Raw genomic sequence first — 19,624 nt, forward strand, 5'->3', positions numbered from 1 at the left:
GAGTGTTTCCCATGGGTTGGACGGTGTTGATGTTGGCACAGGGTGCATTGATTAGGGAAATAGCTACACTCGGTCGGGTTGATCGGAGGTGGCTATTAGTGTCGGGTAAGAAGAGGCAGCCCAGCCTCGCCCAGCTGCGGGCTTTCGACGCGGTCGCCGAGCACCTGCATTTCCGCGACGCCGCCGCCGCGATCGGGATGAGCCAGCCGGCACTCTCGGGCGCCGTCTCCGCCCTGGAGGAGGCACTGGGTGTCACCCTCCTGGAGCGTACGACGCGCAAGGTGCTGCTCTCCCCGGCGGGGGAGCGGCTGGCGGTGCGGACCAAGGCGGTACTGGCGGAGGTCGGCGCGCTGCTGGAGGAGGCGGAGGCGGTACGCGCCCCCTTCACCGGAGCGCTGCGGCTCGGCGTCATCCCGACCGTCGCGCCGTACCTGCTGCCGACGGTCCTCAGGCTCGTCCACGACCGGTACCCCGACCTCGACCTCCAGGTGCACGAGGAGCAGACCGCGAGCCTCCTGGACGGGCTCACCACCGGCCGCCTCGACCTGCTCCTGCTGGCGGTGCCGCTCGGCGTCCCCGGCGTCGCCGAACTCCCGCTCTTCGACGAGGACTTCGTGCTCGTCACCCCGCTCGACCACCGGCTCGGCGGCCGGGAGGGCATCGACCGCTCGGTGCTGCGCGAGCTGAACCTGCTGCTCCTCGACGAGGGGCACTGCCTGCGCGACCAGGCGCTCGACATCTGCCGGGAGGCGGGCCGCGCGGACGTCCCCGCGACCACGACGGCCGCCGGACTGTCGACGCTGGTGCAGCTGGTGGCCGGCGGGCTCGGGGTGACGCTGCTGCCGCGCACGGCGGTCCGCGTGGAGACCTCCCGCTCCAGTCAGCTCCTCACCGGCTCCTTCGCCGACCCGGCCCCCACCCGCCGCGTCGCCCTCGCCATGCGCACCGGCGCGGCCCGCTCGGCGGAGTACGAGGAACTGGCGGCGGCGCTGCGCGAGGCGATGGCGGACCTGCCCGTCCGCACGGTGAGCGAGTGAGCGAGTGAGCGACCGCCCGTCCGTGCGGACGGGCGGTCGCTCACTCGCATCGCGGCGGAGTGGTGGGCCTACTCCGTGCGCAGCCCCTCCGGCCGCATCAGACGCAGCAGCGGGGGCAGGCTGCACAGCGTCACCGCCAGGACGACCGCCGCGCCGATGCCGGTCATGGACAGGACGCCGACCCAGTCGACGCGGACCGGGGTGCCCGTCATCTTCAGCAGCACCGTGCCCAGGGTCAGCCCCACCGCCGAGGCGAGCAGCAGACCGAGCACGATGGGGATCGCCGTCTGCCACAGCACCGACAGGCTCAGCGTGCGGCGCCGGGTGCCGAAGGCGACCAGGGCCGACAGCAGCTTCTTGCGCTCGCGCAGCTGCTCCAGCTGAGAGACGAGCAGACTGGCGCCGATCAGCGCCAGCACGCACGCCGCCCCGACGAACAGACCGGTGCGGATGGCGTCGAAGCGCTCGGCCCGCTCGGTCTCCGCCCAGGTCACGGTGGACGCCAGCGGATCGATGGCCGTCGCGGTGTTCCGGACCAGGTCCTGCACGTCCGGCACCGACCGGTCCAGCTTCAGATAGGCGTGCCCGTCCAGAGCCGGGGCGAGCGCGTCCGGCACCGCCTTCGGCGTGATCAGGAAGCCTCCCCGGTCGGTCCCGGCCGCCAGACCCTCACGCGGCTTCGCCGCCTTGATGTCCTGGGGCACCGTCCAGGGGACCTCGTGGCGCTTCGGGCCGCCCTCGTAGGACGGGTCCGCGTACAGCTTCCGGCCGGGCGCCGCCAGCTTCGTCATGTCCTCCCCGGTGTCCCACTCGGCACCGTGCACGGCGAACACGTCACCGTCCGCGCAGGAGGGCAGCCCGGCGATCTCCCGCAGCGACGCGCAGTCGCCCACGGTGATCGTCGTCCCGTGCTCCGGCTCCTGGGCGCGGTCGCCCAGGTAGCCCTCGGAGAAGGCGTAGACCGCCTTCACCCCCTCGGTGTCGCGGAACTTCTCGGCGGCCGCAGCCATCGGGACACCGCTCGACAGGGTCGCCTCCATCTGCGCCCGCGACACGTCCTGCCCGGTGGACTTGGTGTAGTCGTCGTCCACGCCGGCGAACAGCATCTGCAGCGCGATCGCCCCGGCGACGGCCACCGCGATGCCGTTGACCATGCGGGCCGCCGTGCCGCTGCTCATCTGGAGCCTGCGCACCGCCAACTGCCAGGCCACCCCGCCGGAACCGAGCCGGGCGACGACACTCTCCACGATCCACGGCAGCAGCGCGGTCACGCCCACCAGGAGCAGGACGACACCGCCGGTCACCAGGTACTGGTTGAAGTCGCCGTTCTCGCGGCCGTCGCCGATCATCGGGTAGAGCATCGCCAGCCCGGCCAGCGGCAGCAGCAGCCGCCACCACAGCCGGCGCCGCGGGGGCCGGCCCGCACGCACCACGCCGAGCGGCTCGATGACGACGCCGCGCAGCGCGAACAGCGTCACCAGCACCGCCGCCGCCGGCACCGCCACCGCGACCAGCAGCGCCAGCAGGGGCGAGGGGTTGAGGTAGCTGGGGAACACGCTGATGCGATACACCTCGGCGTTACCGGCGAGCTGCCGCCCGACCATGAAGAACCCGGCGCCGAAGACCAGCCCGAGCACCGCGCCGGCCAGGGCCTCACCGGCGGCGATGCGCCGGGTCATGCGGCTGTCGGAGCCCACCAGCCGCAGCGCCGCGAGCCGCCGGTCCCGCCGCTCGCCGCCGAAGCGCACGGCGGCGGCGATGAAGACCGCCACCGGCATGAGCAGCACCACGAAGACGACGAGGACCAGCAGGAGCAGCACCGGGTCGGACTGTTCCTCGCCCGGCTGCGGGTCGCCGAACCGGTCGATGCGCTCGATCCGGCCCGGGGTGATCTGCTCCGCGAGCCCTTCCCCGCCCCGGTAGAAGGCGAGTTCGGCCGAGCCGATCAGCCCTTCCTCCGCGATCGTGCCGATGATCCGGTCCGGCAGCCGCTCGCGCAGCAGTGCGCCGGAGTCCGATTCCAGCAGCTCCTTCAGGGCCGGGGAGACCACCATCTCGCCCACCGCCGGGAACTTCTCCACCCCCGGCGGCAGCGGTGCCCGCGGCCCCTCCGGCTCCATGGCCCGGCCCCGGACGTCGTCGTCGCGGAAGTAGTCGTCGACCCTGGCGATCACGAGCGTGTCCTTCGCCTTCGGCATCGGGTCGAGGGCGAAGGTGATGTCGGAGCGAGCCGCCTCCCGTTCGTGCCGGACCTCCAGCGCGTTCGGGATCGCCGTCGTCAGCAGCAGCAGGGCCACGCCGAGCCCGACGCCGACGGCCGTCAGCAAGGCCCGCGTCCAGCCCTCCCGGCCGCCCGTGAAGGCGAAGCGGATGCCCAGCCCGAGGTCGGCTGCCCACTGGCGCACACTCATACGACCCGCTCCATGTCCCGCGACCTGCCGTCCCGGACGACGATCTCGCGGTCGGAGTAGGCGGCGACCCGTGCCTCGTGCGTGACCAGGACGACGGCCGCGTTGGTGGAGCGGGCGGCGTCGGTGAGCAGTTCCATCACCCGCTCGCCGTTGAGGGAGTCCAGCGCGCCGGTCGGCTCGTCGGCGAAGAGCACGCGCGGGTCGGTGACGAGCGAACGGGCCACCGCGACCCGCTGGCCCTGGCCGCCGGAGACCTCGCCCGGCCGCTTCTTCCTGAGGTCGTCGACCTCCAGCCGCTCCATCCAGCCGAGCGCGGCCCGCTCGGCCTCCTTGCGGGAGGTGCCGTTCAGCCGCAGCGGCAGGGCGACGTTCTCCACGCACGTCAGCTCCGGCACCAACTGGCCGAACTGGAAGACGAACCCGAAGTCGGAGCGGCGCAGCGCGCTGCGCTCGGCGTCGCTCATGGCGGACAGCTCGCGCCCGGCGTACAGGATGGTGCCCGAGTCGGGTGTGACGATGCCGGCGAGGCAGTGCAGCAGCGTCGACTTGCCGGAGCCGGAGGGCCCCATCACGGCGACGACCTCGCCGGGGTGGATGGAGAACTCGGCGCCGTCGAGGGCGAGGGTCGGGCCGTAGGCCTTGCGCAGGTGCTCGGCCGAGAGCAGGGAACCGGCGGGAGGGGTCATCGGGCCACCGCCTCACGGAGCTTGTCGAGGCGCGCGGCGGTCAGTTCCAGCCAGCGCAGGTCGGCCTCGAGGTGGAAGAGGGCGTGGTCGCAGATGAGCTGGTCCGCGAGGTCGCCCTTGCGCTTGCGGTCGGTCAGGATGCGCATGCTGCGTAGGTGCTCCGAACGCTGGGTGTCGAGGACGTCGGCGGCGTCGCGGTGGGTGAGCAGCGCGAGGACGACCTTGGTGTAGAGGGTCGACTGGAGGTACGGCTCCGGCTTCTCGGGCGTCGCCAGCCACCGCTGTACGTCGGTGATGCCGGCGTCGGTGATCGCGTACCGCTTGCGTTCGGGGCCGCCGCCGGTCTCGATGCCGTCGACGACGACGAGGCCGTTCTTCAGCAGGCGGGACATCGTCGAGTAGACCTGGCCGTAGTGCAGCGGCCGGTCGTGACCGAACTTCTCGTCGAAGGCGCGCTTGAGGTCGTAACCGTGGCGCGGTCCGGACTCCAGGAGCCCGAGGAGGGTGTGACCGATGGACATGCCGAGCACTCTACACACGGTGTATACGCGCCGTGTATACGCACCGTGCGGAGGTCATGGCCGCGCGTGGATGTGCCCAGGTCGGAGGCGATTGTCACGGTTCCGCTACGGCGCGAGCCGCGCCTGAGCCCCCGCGGCGAGAGTGCGAAAGCGTCGGCACTTCGGCCCGCGACGGCAACCCTCGACCCCTCTCGTACGTCGGTTCCATGGGAACAGGTGCTGATTCTCACGTCCGTAGAACACCGGATCGGGCGGATCGGCGGGCGTTTGTCACATCTCCCGGTGTTAGCTTTCTGAGCTGACCTGAGCGACGAACCTGTGTGACGCGTGAGCAGAACGTGACCACAGATGGACGAAGCGGAGCGGATCGAGGCCATGGGACGAGCGGAAGAGAGAAGAGCGCGACAGCGCGGTGGCCGCCGCGCGGCGCCGAAACGCCGCCGTTCGTCGGGGGCCGGCGGGAAGAGCGGCATACGCCGGCTGTTCACCTGGAAGAAGATCCTCGGCACGTTCTTCGGCCTCTGCCTGCTCGGCATGGGCTCCTTCATCGTGCTGTACCTGGTCATCGACATCCCCGAGGGCAACCCCGAGGCCGAGCTGCAGAGCAACGTCTACAAGTACAGCGACGGCAGCATCATGACCCGCACGGGCGACCGCAACCGCGAGATCGTCGACCTCGCCAAGGTCCCCAAGGAGGTCCAGCGCACCTTCGTCGCCGCCGAGAACAAGACCTTCTACAAGGACTCCGGCGTCGACCTCAAGGGCACCGCGCGCGGCGTGCTCAACACGCTCTCCGGCAAGGGCGCCCAGGGCGGTTCGACCATCACCCAGCAGTACGTGAAGAACTACTACCTGTCCCAGGAACAGACGGTCACGCGCAAGCTGAAGGAACTGGTCATCTCCCTCAAGCTGGACCGGGAGAAGTCCAAGGACTACATCCTGGCCGGCTACATCAACACCAGCTACTACGGCCGCGGCGCCTACGGCATCCAGGCAGCCGCCCAGGCGTACTACCGCGTCGACGCCGAGGACCTGACCGTCGAGCAGGGCGCCTACCTCGCGGCCCTGCTCCAGGCGCCGAACCAGTACGACTGGGCGATCGCCAGCGAGACCGGCAAGAAGCTCGTCCAGGAACGCTGGAACTACGTCCTGGACAACATGGTCGAGGAGGACTGGCTGAGCCGGGCCGACCGCCAGGGCATGGAGTTCCCGGTGCCCGAGGAGCCGAAGACCTCCGCCGGGATGGGGGGCCAGAACGGGTATCTGGTCGACGCGGCCAACTACGAGATCCGGAAGCAGCTGGTCGCGCAGGGCGCCGCGGAGGACATGGAGCAGGCCAAGGCGCTCCTGGACCTCGGCGGATACACCGTCACCCTCAACGTCGACAGGAAGAAGCAGGCGGAGCTGGAGAAGGCCGTCAAGGCCAAGCTCACCAGCAAGCTCGACCCCGACGAGCGCGAGGTCGACGCCGACGTCCAGGCCGGCGCCGTCTCCGTCGACCCGAAGACGGGCGGCGTCGTGGCGATGTACGGCGGCGTGGACTACGTGAAGCACTTCACCAACAACGCCACCCGCGACGACTACCAGCCCGCCTCCACCTTCAAGCCGGTGATCCTCGCCGCGGCCGTCGACCAGGACGCCGAGACCCAGGACGGCGTCCCCATCACGGCCAACACCATCTACGACGGCACCAGCAAGCGCCCGGTCGTGGACCAGGGCCGCAAGGTCGGTTTCGCACCGCCCAACGAGGACGACGTCGACTACGACGACATCACCGTCCAGGAGGCGATGAACAAGTCCGTCAACTCGGTCTTCGCGCAGATGGGCGTCGACGTCGGCATGGACCAGGTCATGAAGGTCGCCGGCGACCTCGGCATGAACACCGAGGGCGACCAGGCCGTGCCCGCCCAGACCCTGGGCAGTATGGGCGCGAGCCCGCTGGAGATGGCCGGCGTCTACGCCACCCTCGACAACCACGGCAAGAAGGTCACCCCGGCCGTCGTGAAGTCGGTCGAGCACAAGGACCGCACGGTGGAGTTCCCCGAGCCGATCGGCGAGCAGGTCATCAGCCGCGAGGCCGCCGACACGGTGACCTCCGTGCTCACCGGCGTGGTCGACGACGGTACGGCCAAGAAGTCCGTGCGGGACAACCCGCTGCGCGACGGACAGACGGTCGCCGGCAAGACCGGTACGTCCGACAACAACAAGTCGGCCTGGTTCAGCGGATACACGCCCGAGCTGGTCACCTCGGTCGGCCTGTTCGGCGAGGACCCGAAGACGCACGCCCAGGTCCCGATGTACAAGGCCGGCGGCGTCGACTACCGCGTCAACGGCGGTGGCTTCCCGGCGGAGATCTGGGCCGCGTACACCTTCGGCGTCATGGACGAGATCTCCGAGTTCGACCTGGAGACCAAGCAGGGCAACGCGGTGAAGCCGAGCACCACGCCGACGCAGAGCCAGTCGCCGACCCAGTCGCCGACCGAGGAGGAGACGACCGAGGCGCCGGAGACCGAGGAGCCGACGACCGAGGCGCCGACGACCGAGGCGCCGGAGACCGAGTCGCCGACGCAGTCGCCGAGCCAGTCCCCGTCGAACAGCCCGTCCTCCCAGCCGCCGACGGACGGACAGTCCACGGAACCGGAGAACCCGCTCTTCCCGGACGGGGACCGGCAGGAGCGGTGACCCGTCCGGACAGGTGAGAGGGCGCCCGGTGGACACCGGGCGCCCTCTCGCTCGGGCAGGCGCGTCAGCCCCGGTTCAGTTCGAACCAGACCACCTTCCCGGTGCTCAGCCGGGTCGCTCCCCAGCGCCGGGCCAGCCGGTTCACCAGATACAGTCCGCGACCGCCCTCGTCGGTGGCGCGGGCCTGCCGCAGCCGCGGCAGCTGCGGCACGTCGTCGCCGACCTCGCAGCGCAGCACGTCCGTGCGCAGCAGCCGCAGGGTGACCGGCTTGGTGGCGTACCGCACGGCGTTGGTCACGACCTCGCTGACCAGCAGCTCCACCGAGTCCGTCAGGTCCTCCATGCCCCAGCGGGCCAGGGAGCGCCGGGCCAGCCGCCGGGCCCGCCCCGGAGCGGTGTCGTCGGGCTCCAGGAACCAGTACGCCACGTCGCTGGGCGCGATGCCGTCGAAGCGGGCGGCCAGCAGCGCGATGTCGTCGTCCCGGTCGCCCGGCCCGAGCATGTCCAGCACCTCGTCGCACAGGGCTTCCAGGGGCGGCGGATGGTCCGGGCCGGTGAGCTGGGCGGTGACGGCGAGGCGCTCCCGCAGCTGCTCTATGCCGGTCCACACGTCGCGCAGCCGGGACTCGACCAGCCCGTCGGTGTAGAGCAGCAGGGTGGCGCCCGCGGGGGCGTCCAGCTCCACCGCCTCGAAGTCCACGCCGCCCACGCCGATCGGGGCGCCGGCCGGCACCCGCAGCACCTCGGCGTGGCCGCCCAGGTGGAGCAGGACCGGCGGCGGGTGGCCGGCGTTGGCGACGGTGATGCGGTGCGAGACCGGGTCGTAGACGGCGTACAGGCAGGTCGCCATGCGGTCGGTGCCCAGGCGCTGGGCCTGCTCGTCGAGGTGGTGCAGCACCTCCTGCGGCGGCAGGTCCAGGCCGGCCAGGGTCTGCGCGGTGGTCCGCAGCTGGCCCATGATGGCCGCCGACGTCATGGAGTGGCCCATCACGTCGCCGACGACCAGCGCGACGCGGCTGCCGGGCAGCGGGATCGCGTCGTACCAGTCACCGCCGACCCGCGCCGTCTCGGCGGCCGGGAGATAGCGGGAGGCCAGGCGCACGCCGGTGCAGCGCGGCAGGTTCTCCGGGAGCATGGTGCGCTGCAACTCGTCGGCGATGTACGCCTCACGGCCGTACAGCACCGCCTTGTCGATGCCGAGCGCGCTGTGCGTGGCGAGCTGGGCGGCGACCAGCAGGTCGTCGGCCTCGAAGGCGACGCGCTCGGGGCCGCGCAGGAAGAGGGCGGCACCGATCACCCGGCGCCGGCCGCGCAGCGGCGCCAGGATGGCCCGCCGTCCGTCGGGGACGGTGAAGTCGCCGTCGTCGCCCAGCAGTTCCGGCAGGGCGGCGCGGGCCGCCGGGGTGTCCGTGAAGACCGGGCGCACCCCGCGCAGCACTTCGGCGAGCGCGCTGCCCGGCCGGACCTCGCACAGCTCGGAGCCGACCGTCTCCAGCTCCGAGGGCTCGGGCTGGACCGCGGGCGTGAACCCGTTCTCGGTGTCCCGCTCGGCCGGTATCCGGTCGGTGCGCCGCAGCCGCAGCACCAGCGGTCCGGTGGGCCGCTCGTCGCCGACCGGCAGCGGCTCGCGCAGATAGACCAGGATCGCGTCCGCGAAGGTCGGCACGGTGGCCCGGCACAGCCCCATCACGATCTCGTCGAGGTCCATGCCCCGGGCGATCCGCCGGGTCGCGGCGCCGACGAAGCGGAGCCGGTCCCCGTCCCGCCGCATGGGGGTGGGCCGGCCGGGCGCGGTGAGCTGCCCGCTGCGGCGCTCTCCGCGCGGCGGCGCCGCCGGGCCGGGCGCCGCCCCGGAACCGGACCCGGACGCGGACCCGGTCTGGGCTCCGCCCGGCTGCACGGGGACGCCGTCGGCCGCGGGGCGCGGCCGGTGGGCGTCGGAACCGGCGGCCGGCTCGGTGCCGGGCTGGGAGTGCTCGAAGGCGCCGGTGCCGGCGGTCGGCGGTGTCTCGCCGGCGTGCCCCTGTACCGGTAACGCGGACCCGGAGGCGCGCGGCGGCACGGGGGTACGCAGGAGCGCCCCGCGGGGGTCCGCGGGGTCACCGCCCGCCGTCGGGCGGTCGAAGGAGGTCGGGTGCTCCGTCACGCGTGTCGAATCCATCCGTCCGGGACTGCGCGCGGCGCGTGCAGTTCGTCCCGCAGGAGTCCCGATACCCGGAATACGTGTCCCGGGAACGGGATTCCCGCGTGGTCAGAGGCTGTTCCTGTGTCACCGGCGGACCGTCCGCGGCCCGTACCCGGGTTGTCTGCGTACCTCTCGCTCACGTCCTGCCGCCCCTCGGTGACGATCGGTCAAGCACGGTGCACGCCCCGCCGGTTGCCGCCCTGCTGGTTGCGGAGGACGATCCTACGTTTCTTGCCCGGGGGCGCATCAAGGGTCTCATGAGGACACGTGCGCGGGAGTGCGGTCCCAGTCCCCGGGGAGCGACGGTACCGCCCAGGACGGATCGGGTCGCCAGTGCTCCCAGCCGTCCGCGTAGGGGGAGCCCCAGGCGCGGATGTCCGCCACCGCGGAGCGCCCCGCCCGCCGCACCCGCTCCGCCAGCGCGGCGTCCATCAGCCGGTCCCGCTGGGCCTGCGCGAACTCGTCCTCGTCCCGCCAGTACCAGCTGCGGTCCGGGTGCACGGAGATGTCCAGGAAGTGGTCCTCGGAGTCGACGCCGCCCTCCCAGCGGGCGAGCGGCTCCTCCAGGTTCACGTACCAGTTCTTGAACCGCCAGCCCGGGTCCCAGAACAGCCACACCGACCAGGGCTCCCCGGGCCGCGCCAGCTTCAGCACGCCCGTGCCGAACCACTGGTCGCGCTGCACGGTGCGCGGCTTGGTGTAGCGCGTCACCAGTGGTTCCAGGTGCACGGGGGTGCCGTCGGCGAGCACCGGCTTCACACACTCCGTGCCGGGCGCCAGCCAGACGGCGAGCAGCTCCGCGTCGTCCCGGACGACGGTGACGGGACGTGCGATGTGCACGTGCGGGCCGCCGTTCTCCCGGTACCGCCACAGGATGTGGCTCCCGGGCGTCCAGAACTCCGTGCGGGCCGCGGGCCCGCCCCCCTCCGCAGCGCTCACCGTCTCTCCGTCTGTCATGGGCAGATATTAGGTGCCCCGGCCACACGACGCGCCGGTGATCGCCGGGAGCGCCCGCGGACACGAGGGCCGCCGGCCGGTCGGGGCCGCCCGGCGGTCAGGGGTGGGTCATCCGCAGCACGTCCAGCGCCTCGTCCAGCTGTTCGGCCGTGAGGTCGCCGCGCTCCACATAGCCGCCCTCGACCACGACCTGACGGATCGTCTTCCGTTCGGCCAGCGCCTTCTTGGCGACCCTGGCGGCCTCCTCGTACCCGATGTACTTGTTGAGCGGGGTGACCACGGAGGGGGAGGACTCGGCGTACTCGCGGGCCCGGTCCCGGTGCGCGACGATGCCGTCGACGGTCCGGTCGGCGAGCAGCCGGGAGACGTTGGCGAGCAGTCGTACCGACTCCAGCACGTTCTTGGCGATGACCGGCAGCATGACGTTCAGCTCGAAGTTGCCGGCCGCTCCGGCGGCGGCGACCGTCGCGTCGTTCCCGGTGACCTGGGCGGCGACCATGAGGACCGCCTCGGGGATCACCGGGTTGACCTTGCCGGGCATGATGGACGACCCCGGCTGGAGGTCGGGCAGCGAGATCTCCGCGAGGCCGGTGCGCGGCCCGGACGCCATCCACCGCAGATCGTTGGCGATCTTCGTCAGTCCGACGGCGATGGTCCGCAGCTGCCCGCTGGTCTCGACGATGCCGTCCCGGGCCCCCTGCGCCTCGAAGTGGTTCCGCGCCTCGGTCAGCGGCAGCCCCGTGGCGCGGGCCACCTCCGCGATGACGGCGGCGGAGAAGCCGGGCGGGGTGTTGATGCCGGTGCCGACGGCGGTGCCGCCCAGCGGCAGCTCGGCGAGCCGGGGGAGCGATGCCTCCAGTCGCTCGATGCCGTACCGCACCTGGGCCGCGTACCCGCCGAACTCCTGCCCCAGGGTGACCGGGGTGGCGTCCATCAGATGCGTCCGCCCGGACTTCACCACGTCGGCGAACTCCTCCGCCTTGCGCTCCAGCGCGTCGGCGAGGTGGCCGAGGGCCGGGATCAGGTCGCGGGTGACGGCGGCGGTGGCGGCGATGTGGATGGACGACGGGAAGACGTCGTTGGACGACTGGGAGGCGTTGACGTGGTCGTTGGGATGCACGTCGCGGCCCAGACGCTCCGTGGCGAGCGTCGCGAGGACCTCGTTGGTGTTCATGTTGGACGAGGTCCCCGACCCCGTCTGGAACACGTCCACCGGGAAGTGCTCGTCCCACCGGCCCTCGGCGACCTCGCCGGCCGCCTCCTGGATCGCCGCGGCGACGTCCCGGTCCAGGACTCCCAGCTCGGCGTTGACCTTGGCCGCCGCGCCCTTGATCCGGGCCAGCGCCTCGATGTGCGCGCGCTCGATGCGCTGCCCGGAGACGGGGAAGTTCTCCACCGCCCGCTGGGTCTGGGCCCGCCACTTGGCGTGGGCGGGCACCCGCACCTCGCCCATGGAGTCGTGCTCGGTGCGGTACTCGGTCCTGTCCTGCTCGTCGGCCATCGACGATCACCTCCACTGGTCACAGCGTCCTCGACGCGACCACTGTTCCCCGTGGAGGCGAAGCGTCACCGCGGGGGTCAGGCGAGCCCGGGCCCGCGCACCGGAATGGTCGTGAAGGTCGGCGCCGGCGCCGGGTCCTGGAAGAAGTCGTTGCCCTTGTCGTCCACCACGATGAACGCCGGGAAGTCCTCGACCTCGATCTTCCAGACCGCCTCCATGCCCAGCTCCTCGTACTCGACGACCTCGACCTTCTTGATGCAGTCCTGCGCGAGCCGGGCCGCCGGGCCGCCGATGGAGCCGAGGTAGAAGCCGCCGTGCGTGGCGCAGGCGTCCGTGACCTGCTTGCTGCGGTTGCCCTTGGCCAGCATCACCTTGGAGCCGCCCGCCGCCTGGAACTGCTCCACGTAGGAGTCCATGCGCCCGGCGGTCGTCGGGCCGAACGAACCCGACGCGTAGCCCTCCGGCGTCTTGGCGGGGCCCGCGTAGTACACCGGGTGGTCCTTCAGGTACTGCGGCATCTCCTCGCCCGCGTCCAGCCGTTCCTTGATCTTGGCGTGCGCGATGTCGCGCGCCACGACCAGCGGGCCGGTCAGCGAGAGCCGGGTCTTGACCGGGTACTTGGTCAGCTCGGCGAGGATGTCGTCCATCGGTTGGTTGAGGTCGACCTTGACGACGTCGCCCTCGGACTCGAGGTGCTCGTCCGTCGTCTCCGGCAGGAACCGCGCCGGGTCGGTCTCCAGCTGCTCCAGGAAGACGCCCTCGGCGGTGATCTTCGCGACCGCCTGCCGGTCGGCGGAGCAGGACACGGCGATGGCGACCGGGCAGGAGGCGCCGTGCCGGGGCAGGCGCACCACGCGCACGTCGTGGCAGAAGTACTTGCCGCCGAACTGCGCGCCGATGCCGATCTTCTGCGTCAGCTCGAAGACCTTCTCCTCCAGCTCCTTGTCCCGGAAGCCGTGGCCCAGCGCCGAGCCCTCGGCGGGGATCTCGTCCAGGTAGTGGGCGGAGGCGTACTTCGCGGTCTTCAGCGCGTACTCGGCCGAGGTGCCGCCGACGACGATCGCCAGGTGGTACGGCGGGCAGGCGGCCGTGCCCAGCGAGCGGATCTTCTCCTCCAGGAACTTCATCATGGAGGACTCGTTCAGGACGGCCTTGGTCTCCTGGTAGAGGAACGACTTGTTGGCGGAGCCGCCGCCCTTCGCCATGAACAGGAACTTGTAGGCGCCGCCGTCGGTCGCGTACAGCTCGATCTGCGCCGGGAGGTTGGAGCCGGTGTTCTTCTCCTCCCACATGGTGAGCGGGGCCATCTGCGAGTAGCGCAGGTTCAGGTTCTGGTAGGCGTCGTAGATGCCCCGGCTCAGGGCCTCCTCGTCGCCGCCCGCCGTCAGCACGTTCTGTCCGCGCTTGCCCATGACGATCGCCGTGCCGGTGTCCTGGCACATGGGCAGCACGCCCGCCGCCGCGATGTTGGCGTTCTTCAGCAGGTCCAGGGCCACGAACTTGTCGTTGCTCGACGCCTCGGGATCGTCGATGATCCGGCGCAGCTGCGCCAGGTGGGCCGGGCGCAGGTAGTGCTGGATGTCGTGGATGGCCTCCTCGGCCAGCTTGCGCAGCGCCTCCGGCTCCACCTTGAGGAAGGTCCGCCCGTCGGCCTCGAAGGTGGACACGCCCTCGGCGGTCACCAGCCGGTACGGAGTGGTGTCCTCACCCTGGGGGAGCAGATCGGTGTACGCGAACTCAGGCATCTCGCCCATTCCTCACTCGACATCACGCGCGCTGGATTCCGCTGGATCTCTCAGCAACGACGGCTGGCCTCCATTGGCAGCGCCAACCAGCGTAGAACCTGCCGACGGCGCCGGGCTTGTGAGGTAAGGCTCAGTAAGCGTGCGACAGGCCCCGGGCGGGTGCGGGGCGGGCACCCGGCCGGTCCTCGGCCGGTCCTCGGCCGATTCGGCGAACGGTCGGCGACAAGGTTGTCCACAGGGCTAGTCGCGATCTATCGCGTTTCGGTACGCTACCGCCGTGGACCTTCAGAAGCACGCCCCAGCCACCGCCCCGCGCACCGCCGAGCTGCGCGCCTCGGACGCCGACCGTGACCGCGTGGCCGACATGCTGCGCGAAGCCCTCGCCGAGGGGCGGCTCACCGCCGACGAGCACGCCGAGCGCGTCGAGGGCGTGCTCGCCGCCAAGACCGTCGGCGAGCTGGACGTCTTCGTGCGGGACCTGCCCGCCGCGCACGCGGGCCGTCCCGGCGTCGCCCCGGCCCCTCACCGCCCCGTCGCCGGCCCGGTCCCGGCGGACCCCGACGAGAACGTGGTGGCGGTCTTCAGCAGCGCCGTCCGCAGGGGCCGCTGGCGGGCCGGCCGCCGCATCCACGCCTACGCGGTCTTCGGCAGCGTCGAGATCGACCTCAGCGAGGCGCTCTTCGAGCACCAGCAGGTCGTGATCAAGGCGTTCTCCGTCTTCGGCAGCGTCGAGGTGCGCGTCCCGGAGAACGTGTCGCTGCGCGGCGCGGGCGGCGGAGTGCTCGGCAGCTTCGAGGTGGACGCCGTCGACTCCGCCGAGGTCGACGCCCCCGTCGTCCACGTGGACGGCTGGGCCGTGCTGGGCAGTGTCGAGGCGCGGCCCAAGCGCGGCAAGCTCGTCACGGACCTCCTCGACCGGGTGCACCGCAAGGTCGAGAACAGCTTGCGCAAGCACCTCTAGCCCGGCTCGCGCCCCGGTCGGGAACCCTGTGCATAGGCGCGCGTACAACGGGTAAGCCTTGACGCATCGTCTCTCGCTCGCGAAGCCGTCGTCAGGAGTAGACCGTGCTGCAACCGCCGCATTCGTCCCTGCAGGTAGCTGCCGTCCCGGCCCAGCGGGTGCCCGTGCGGCACAGGGACCAGGACACTCCCTGGCACACCGAGGCGGTGTGCAGGCGCGACGAGGCCGGACTGTTCTTCGCCCCTTCCAAGGAGCCCACCGCGGCCCGGCTCTCCCGCGAGGAGGCGGCCAAGCGGGTCTGCGCCCGCTGCCCGGTCATGGTCGAGTGCCGCGAGCACGCCCTGCTGCAGCCCGAGCCGTACGGCGTCTGGGGCGGCCTCACCGCCGCCGAACGCCGCGTGGTCCTGGCCCGGCGCCGCCGCCGCGACCTGGAGCTGAAGAAGGCCGCCAGCACGACGGGCCGCATAGCGGCGGCCGGCTAGGACCCAGGCAGGCGAAAGGGCACCCTCTCCGCACAGAGGGTGCCCTTTCGCACGGGGACGGAAGACGTCCTCAGAGGGCGGCCGGCGAAGCCGGCGGAGTCACTTCGCCCGGTCGAAGTCGATCGCGCTGTACGCCCGCAGCTTGCTCAGCCGGTGCTCGGAGTCGATCCGCCGCACCGTCCCCGACTTCGACCGCATCACGATCGAGTCGGTCGTCGCCGTCTCGGACCGGTACCGCACCCCGCGCAGCAGCTCGCCGTCGGTGATGCCGGTCGCGACGAAGAAGACGTTGTCCCCGGAGACCAGGTCGTCGGTGGTCAGCACCCGGTCCAGGTCGTGCCCGGCGTCGATCGCGCGCTGCCGCTCCTCGTCGTCCTTGGGCCACAGCTTGCCCTGGATGGTTCCGCCCAGGCACTTCACGGCGCACGCCGAGATGATGCCCTCCGGCGTGCCGCCGACCCCGAGCAGCAGGTCGATGCCGGTCCCCTCGCGCAGCGCGAGGATGGAGCCGGCCACGTCGCCGTCGGAGATCAGCTTGATCCGGGCGCCGGTCTCCCGGACCTCCTTGATCAGGCCCTGGTGCCGCGGCCGGTCGAGGATGACGACGGTGACGTCCTCGGGGGTGCGCCGCTTGGCCTTGGCGATCCGACGGATGTTCACGGAGACGGGCGCGTTGATGTCGACGAAGTCGGCCGCCTCCGGACCGGTGACCAGCTTGTCCATGTAGAAGACGGCCGACGGGTCGAACATGGAGCCGCGCTCGGCGGCGGCCAGCACCGCGATCGCGTTGGTCATGCCCTTGGCGGTCAGCGTGGTGCCGTCGATCGGGTCCACGGCGATGTCCACCTCGGCGCCGGTGCCGTCGCCGACCCGCTCCCCGTTGAAGAGCATCGGGGCCTCGTCCTTCTCGCCCTCACCGATGACGACGACGCCGTTCATCGAGACGGTGTGGACGAGGGTCCGCATGGCGCGCACCGCGGCACCGTCGGCGCCGTTCTTGTCACCGCGCCCTACCCAGCGGCCGGCGGCCATCGCCGCGGCTTCGGTCACCCGCACCAGTTCCATGGCGAGGTTGCGGTCGGGGGCCTCCGAGGGGACGTCCAGCTCGGAGGGCAGATGATGCTCGGTCATCGGAACGCACCTTTCTGATACGACGACGGCCGGATGAGGGTGTGGCCATGACTCTATCGTCAGTCCGACAGAATGAGCAGGGGACCCCACGTATGAGCACATGGGGGACCTGCGACGATAGGGGCGTGGCAGGTACGAACGGTAAGCAGAAGACGGCCCGGGACATGGTGCTCTCCCTGGGCGTCATCGTTCTCGCGGGTCTGGTCATGTATCTCTTCATCCCGCACGACGACGACGGCGGGCCCGACCTCAAGCGGGTCGACTACACGGTCGAGCTGACCACCGCGCGCCGCGCCGCACCGTACCCGGTGGCGGCGCCGGAGGGGCTGTCCCAGGAGTGGAAGCCGACCTCCGTGCGCTACCGCGGCGCCGAGGACAACGCCTGGCACCTGGGCTACCAGGCCCCCGGCGGGGAGTACGTGGCGGTCGAGCAGTCCACGGGGAAGCCGGCCGAGTTCATCGAGGAGGCCAGCCAGGGCGCGCGGAAGACGGAGACCACCGAGGAGATCGGTGGCCGGACGTGGACCCGCTACACCGGCGGCCGGTACGAGGCCCTGGTGCTGCACGACACCGACGGCGTGAAGGGCGCGACGACGGTCGTGGCCGGCACGGGGTCGTTCGAGCAGCTCGGCAAGATGGCGGCGGCGCTGAAGCTGGCCTGAGCCACTGCCGCACTCCATGACACGAGGAAGCCCCCGGCGCGGTGCCGGGGGCTTCCTCGTGTTCGGTGCCGGGGGAACGGCTCAGACCGTCGTGACGACCTGCTCGTACGACAGGCGCGGGGAGCGCGGGAACCAGGCGTCCGGGCCCGGACGGCCGATGTTGACGACCATCAGCGGGGTGTGGTCGTCGTCCAGGAACTCCTTGCGGACGCCCTCGAAGTCGAGGCCCGTCATCGGACCGGCGGCCAGCCCGGCGGCGCGGACGCCGACGATGAAGTACGCGGCCTGCAGGGCGGCGTTCAGCGTGGCGGCGCCCTCACGCACCGGGCGCTCGCTGAAGAAGGCGTCCTTGGCCTGCGGGAAGTGCGGGAAGAGCTGCGGCAGCTCCTCGTGGAACTCGTTGTCCGCCGACAGGATGGCGACCAGCGGGGCGGCGGCCGTCTTGGGGCGGTTGCCCTCGGCCATGTGCTGGACCAGGCGCTCGCGGGCCTCGGGGGAGCGGACCAGCGTGATGCGCAGCGGCGACTGGTTGAAGGCGGTCGGGCCGTACTTGACCAGGTCGTAGATCGCCTGCACCTGCTCGTCGGTCACCGGCTCGTCGGTGAAGGTGTTCGCGGTGCGCGCCTCGCGGAACAGCAGGTCCTGGGCGGCGGGGTCAAGGACGAGAGACATACGTGATCTTCCTCGGGGGGATGTGCGTCGGCCCCGTACCGGTCGGCGGGGAGCCGTTGACGAGGACGACGCTACGCCAAAGAAGTTCAACCTTCAACCAAAGGTGGGGCGCGGTGATCCGCCTCACAGGGTCATCCGCTGTCGCGCGAAGGCTTCCCGGTCCCCGCTGCGGCTGAGGGCGGGGTGACGCGGATCACTCGCCCGTGCCGATCACTTCTCCGGGCTGCCGGGGTCGTAAGGGGCAGCACACCGTCCACGGCACCGAGGGAGCACACGGACATGACCAGCGGCGCAGTCAAGGGACCCGCCTCCTACTTCCCGTCGATCGAGAAGAAGTACGGGCGTCCGATCGCGGAGTGGAAGGAGCTGATCCGCTCCTCGCCGCTCACCAAGCACATGGAGCTGGTCTCCTGGCTCAAGACCGAGCACGGCCTGGGCCACGGCCACGCCAACGCGCTCGTCGCGCACACGCTCGCCGAGGACTCCGGCGAGTAGGCGCCGCCGCCAGGGCCTAGCGCTCCCCGTCCTCGCCCGCCTCCGCCTCCTCGGCCAGCGCCGCGTCCAGGCGGGCGCGGGCGCCGTCCAGCCAGCGGCGGCAGACCTTCGCCAGCTCCTCGCCCCGTTCCCACAGGGCGAGGGACTCCTCCAGCGTCGTACCGCCGGCCTCCAGCCGCCGCACGACCTCGATCAGCTCGTCCCGCGCCTGCTCGTACCCGAGCGCCTCGGACACGGCCGCCGACTGCTCCACCTCGCTGGTCATCCACTCACCTTACGCATCGACTCGTACGGAGAAATCGCCCTCGGACACGCGGGCGCGCAGGGTCTCGCCCGGCTCCACCTCGCCGGGGTCGCGCACGGCGTGGCCGTCGGCCCGTTGCAGCACGGCGTACCCGCGCTTCAGGGTCGCGGCGGGGGAGAGGGCGACCACGCGCGCGTGGGTGTGCGTCAGCTCGGACTCGGCGCGGTCGAGGTGGTGCCGCAGGGTGCGCCGGCCCCGCTCCAGCAGGGCCGTCACCTGCTCGGCCCGCTCGTCGATCATGCGGTGCGGGTCCTGTATCGACGGCCGGGCCAGCGCGTGGGCCAGCCCCCGCTCCTCCCGGTCGACGTACGCCGCCACGCACCGCCGCGCCCGGTCCCGCAGCTGCCGCACCCGCTCGTACTCCTCACCGACGTCCGGTACGACCTTCTTCGCGGCGTCGGTGGGCGTGGAGGCGCGCAGGTCGGCGACGAGGTCCAGCAGGGGACTGTCCGGCTCGTGCCCGATCGCCGAGACGACCGGCGTACGGCAGGCGGCGACCGCCCGCACCAGCTGCTCGTCGGAGAAGGGCAGCAGATCCTCCACGCTGCCACCACCGCGGGCGACGACGATCACGTCCACGTCGTCGATCGCGTCCAGCTCCTTCACCGCCTGCACCACCTGCGGCACCGCGTGCACGCCCTGCACGGGGACGTTGCGCACCTCGAAGCGGACGGCGGGCCAGCGGTGCCGGGCGTTCTCCAGCACGTCCCGCTCGGCCGCCGAGGCCCGTCCGCAGACCAAGCCGATCAGCTGCGGCAGGAACGGCAGTGGCTTCTTCCGCTCCGCCGCGAACAGCCCCTCGCGCGCCAGGGCCTTCTTCAGCTGCTCCAGGCGTGCCAGCAGCTCGCCGACGCCCACGGGCTTGATCGCGGCGGCCCGCAGCGACAGCTGCCCGCGCGGCGCGTACCACTCCGGCTTGGCGTGCACCACGACCCGCGCGCCCTCGCCGACCACGTCCGCCACCGCGTCGAACACCTGCCGGTAACAGGTCACGCTCACGGAGATGTCGTGCGACGGGTCGCGCAGCGTCAGGAACACGACCCCCGCGCCCGGCCGCCGCGACAACTGCGTGATCTGCCCCTCGACCCACACCGCGCCGAGCCGGTCGATCCAGCCCCCGATCAGCCGTGACACCTCGCCCACGGGCAGCGGGCTTTCGGGAGTCGAGTTAACAGCCATGCGCCCGAGCGTA

Annotated in this window: 17 protein-coding genes; 6 read left to right on the top strand and 11 right to left on the bottom strand. The window is 71.6% G+C overall.

What is annotated here, in order from left to right; all coding sequences use genetic code 11:
• Positions 1 to 98: 98 nt before the first annotated feature.
• Positions 99 to 1,037, top strand: a complete 939-nt coding sequence (locus ACFZP7_RS22550; RefSeq protein ID WP_019329194.1) for a LysR substrate-binding domain-containing protein — start codon at positions 99 to 101, stop codon at positions 1,035 to 1,037.
• 68 nt (positions 1,038 to 1,105) lie between these two features.
• On the opposite strand, the gene ACFZP7_RS22555 is transcribed toward ACFZP7_RS22550, so the two are convergent.
• The 3 genes from ACFZP7_RS22555 to ACFZP7_RS22565 are packed head-to-tail and all read right to left on the bottom strand — an operon-like array spanning position 1,106 to position 4,655.
• The gene (locus ACFZP7_RS22555; protein ID WP_385635421.1) at positions 1,106 to 3,448 is read right to left on the bottom strand and encodes an ABC transporter permease; all 2,343 of its coding nucleotides are present in this window, start codon (positions 3,446 to 3,448) and stop codon (positions 1,106 to 1,108) included.
• Positions 3,445 to 4,134, bottom strand: coding sequence for an ABC transporter ATP-binding protein (locus ACFZP7_RS22560; RefSeq protein WP_019329196.1), 690 nt, complete (start codon positions 4,132 to 4,134; stop codon positions 3,445 to 3,447). Before ACFZP7_RS22560 ends, ACFZP7_RS22555 begins: the two co-directional genes overlap by 4 nt.
• Positions 4,131 to 4,655, bottom strand: coding sequence for a PadR family transcriptional regulator (locus tag ACFZP7_RS22565; RefSeq protein ID WP_029394156.1), 525 nt, complete (start codon positions 4,653 to 4,655; stop codon positions 4,131 to 4,133). The genes ACFZP7_RS22560 and ACFZP7_RS22565 overlap by 4 nt, the downstream gene beginning before the upstream one ends.
• Before the next feature lie 375 nt (positions 4,656 to 5,030).
• Between ACFZP7_RS22565 and ACFZP7_RS22570 the strand changes: the two genes are divergently transcribed.
• Complete coding sequence (locus ACFZP7_RS22570; protein ID WP_210903369.1) at positions 5,031 to 7,337, top strand: transglycosylase domain-containing protein; 2,307 nt, start codon at positions 5,031 to 5,033, stop codon at positions 7,335 to 7,337.
• A 64-nt stretch (positions 7,338 to 7,401) separates the two neighbouring features.
• Here the strand turns inward: ACFZP7_RS22570 and ACFZP7_RS22575 are convergent, their stop codons facing one another.
• From ACFZP7_RS22575 to ACFZP7_RS22590, 4 genes are all read right to left on the bottom strand, one after another.
• A complete protein-coding gene (locus ACFZP7_RS22575) occupies positions 7,402 to 9,498 on the bottom strand; it encodes a SpoIIE family protein phosphatase (RefSeq protein ID WP_176603912.1) in 2,097 nt (698 codons plus the stop codon).
• A 279-nt stretch (positions 9,499 to 9,777) separates the two neighbouring features.
• Entirely contained in the window at positions 9,778 to 10,479 is a 702-nt protein-coding gene (locus tag ACFZP7_RS22580; RefSeq protein ID WP_030969467.1) for a DUF402 domain-containing protein, read from the bottom strand.
• Positions 10,480 to 10,576: 97 nt separating this feature from the next.
• Positions 10,577 to 11,980, bottom strand: a complete 1,404-nt coding sequence (locus ACFZP7_RS22585; RefSeq protein ID WP_019329201.1) for an aspartate ammonia-lyase — start codon at positions 11,978 to 11,980, stop codon at positions 10,577 to 10,579.
• 77 nt (positions 11,981 to 12,057) lie between these two features.
• Positions 12,058 to 13,725, bottom strand: coding sequence for a fumarate hydratase (locus ACFZP7_RS22590; RefSeq protein ID WP_029394159.1), 1,668 nt, complete (start codon positions 13,723 to 13,725; stop codon positions 12,058 to 12,060).
• Between the two features lie 277 nt (positions 13,726 to 14,002).
• On the opposite strand from ACFZP7_RS22590, the gene ACFZP7_RS22595 reads away from it, so the two are divergent.
• Both ACFZP7_RS22595 and ACFZP7_RS22600 read left to right on the top strand, forming a co-directional pair.
• Positions 14,003 to 14,686: a DUF1707 domain-containing protein gene (locus ACFZP7_RS22595; protein ID WP_019329203.1), complete on the top strand. Its 684-nt coding sequence runs from the start codon at positions 14,003 to 14,005 to the stop codon at positions 14,684 to 14,686.
• A gap of 104 nt (positions 14,687 to 14,790) precedes the next feature.
• Positions 14,791 to 15,168, top strand: a complete 378-nt coding sequence (locus tag ACFZP7_RS22600; RefSeq protein ID WP_029394161.1) for a WhiB family transcriptional regulator — start codon at positions 14,791 to 14,793, stop codon at positions 15,166 to 15,168.
• A 99-nt stretch (positions 15,169 to 15,267) separates the two neighbouring features.
• Here the strand turns inward: ACFZP7_RS22600 and glpX are convergent, their stop codons facing one another.
• Positions 15,268 to 16,299 (bottom strand): class II fructose-bisphosphatase, encoded by a 1,032-nt coding sequence (gene glpX, locus ACFZP7_RS22605; RefSeq protein WP_019329205.1) that lies wholly within the window; start codon positions 16,297 to 16,299, stop codon positions 15,268 to 15,270.
• A gap of 125 nt (positions 16,300 to 16,424) precedes the next feature.
• Here glpX and ACFZP7_RS22610 point away from each other — a divergent pair, with 125 nt between their 5' ends.
• Positions 16,425 to 16,961 (top strand): DUF4245 domain-containing protein, encoded by a 537-nt coding sequence (locus tag ACFZP7_RS22610; RefSeq protein ID WP_029394162.1) that lies wholly within the window; start codon positions 16,425 to 16,427, stop codon positions 16,959 to 16,961.
• Between the two features lie 81 nt (positions 16,962 to 17,042).
• Here the strand turns inward: ACFZP7_RS22610 and ACFZP7_RS22615 are convergent, their stop codons facing one another.
• Positions 17,043 to 17,633 (bottom strand): malonic semialdehyde reductase, encoded by a 591-nt coding sequence (locus ACFZP7_RS22615; RefSeq protein WP_019329207.1) that lies wholly within the window; start codon positions 17,631 to 17,633, stop codon positions 17,043 to 17,045.
• Positions 17,634 to 17,912: 279 nt separating this feature from the next.
• Between ACFZP7_RS22615 and ACFZP7_RS22620 the strand changes: the two genes are divergently transcribed.
• Positions 17,913 to 18,128 (top strand): DUF4287 domain-containing protein, encoded by a 216-nt coding sequence (locus ACFZP7_RS22620; protein ID WP_385635424.1) that lies wholly within the window; start codon positions 17,913 to 17,915, stop codon positions 18,126 to 18,128.
• Positions 18,129 to 18,144: 16 nt separating this feature from the next.
• On the opposite strand, the gene ACFZP7_RS22625 is transcribed toward ACFZP7_RS22620, so the two are convergent.
• Positions 18,145 to 18,393, bottom strand: a complete 249-nt coding sequence (locus tag ACFZP7_RS22625; protein WP_019329209.1) for an exodeoxyribonuclease VII small subunit — start codon at positions 18,391 to 18,393, stop codon at positions 18,145 to 18,147.
• Positions 18,394 to 18,402: 9 nt separating this feature from the next.
• A complete protein-coding gene (gene xseA, locus ACFZP7_RS22630; RefSeq protein WP_029394163.1) occupies positions 18,403 to 19,611 on the bottom strand; it encodes an exodeoxyribonuclease VII large subunit in 1,209 nt (402 codons plus the stop codon).
• Positions 19,612 to 19,624: the final 13 nt, after the last annotated feature.

It is taken from the genome of Streptomyces sp. SudanB5_2050, assembly GCF_964272335.1.
GTDB lineage: Bacteria > Actinomycetota > Actinomycetes > Streptomycetales > Streptomycetaceae > Streptomyces > Streptomyces rochei.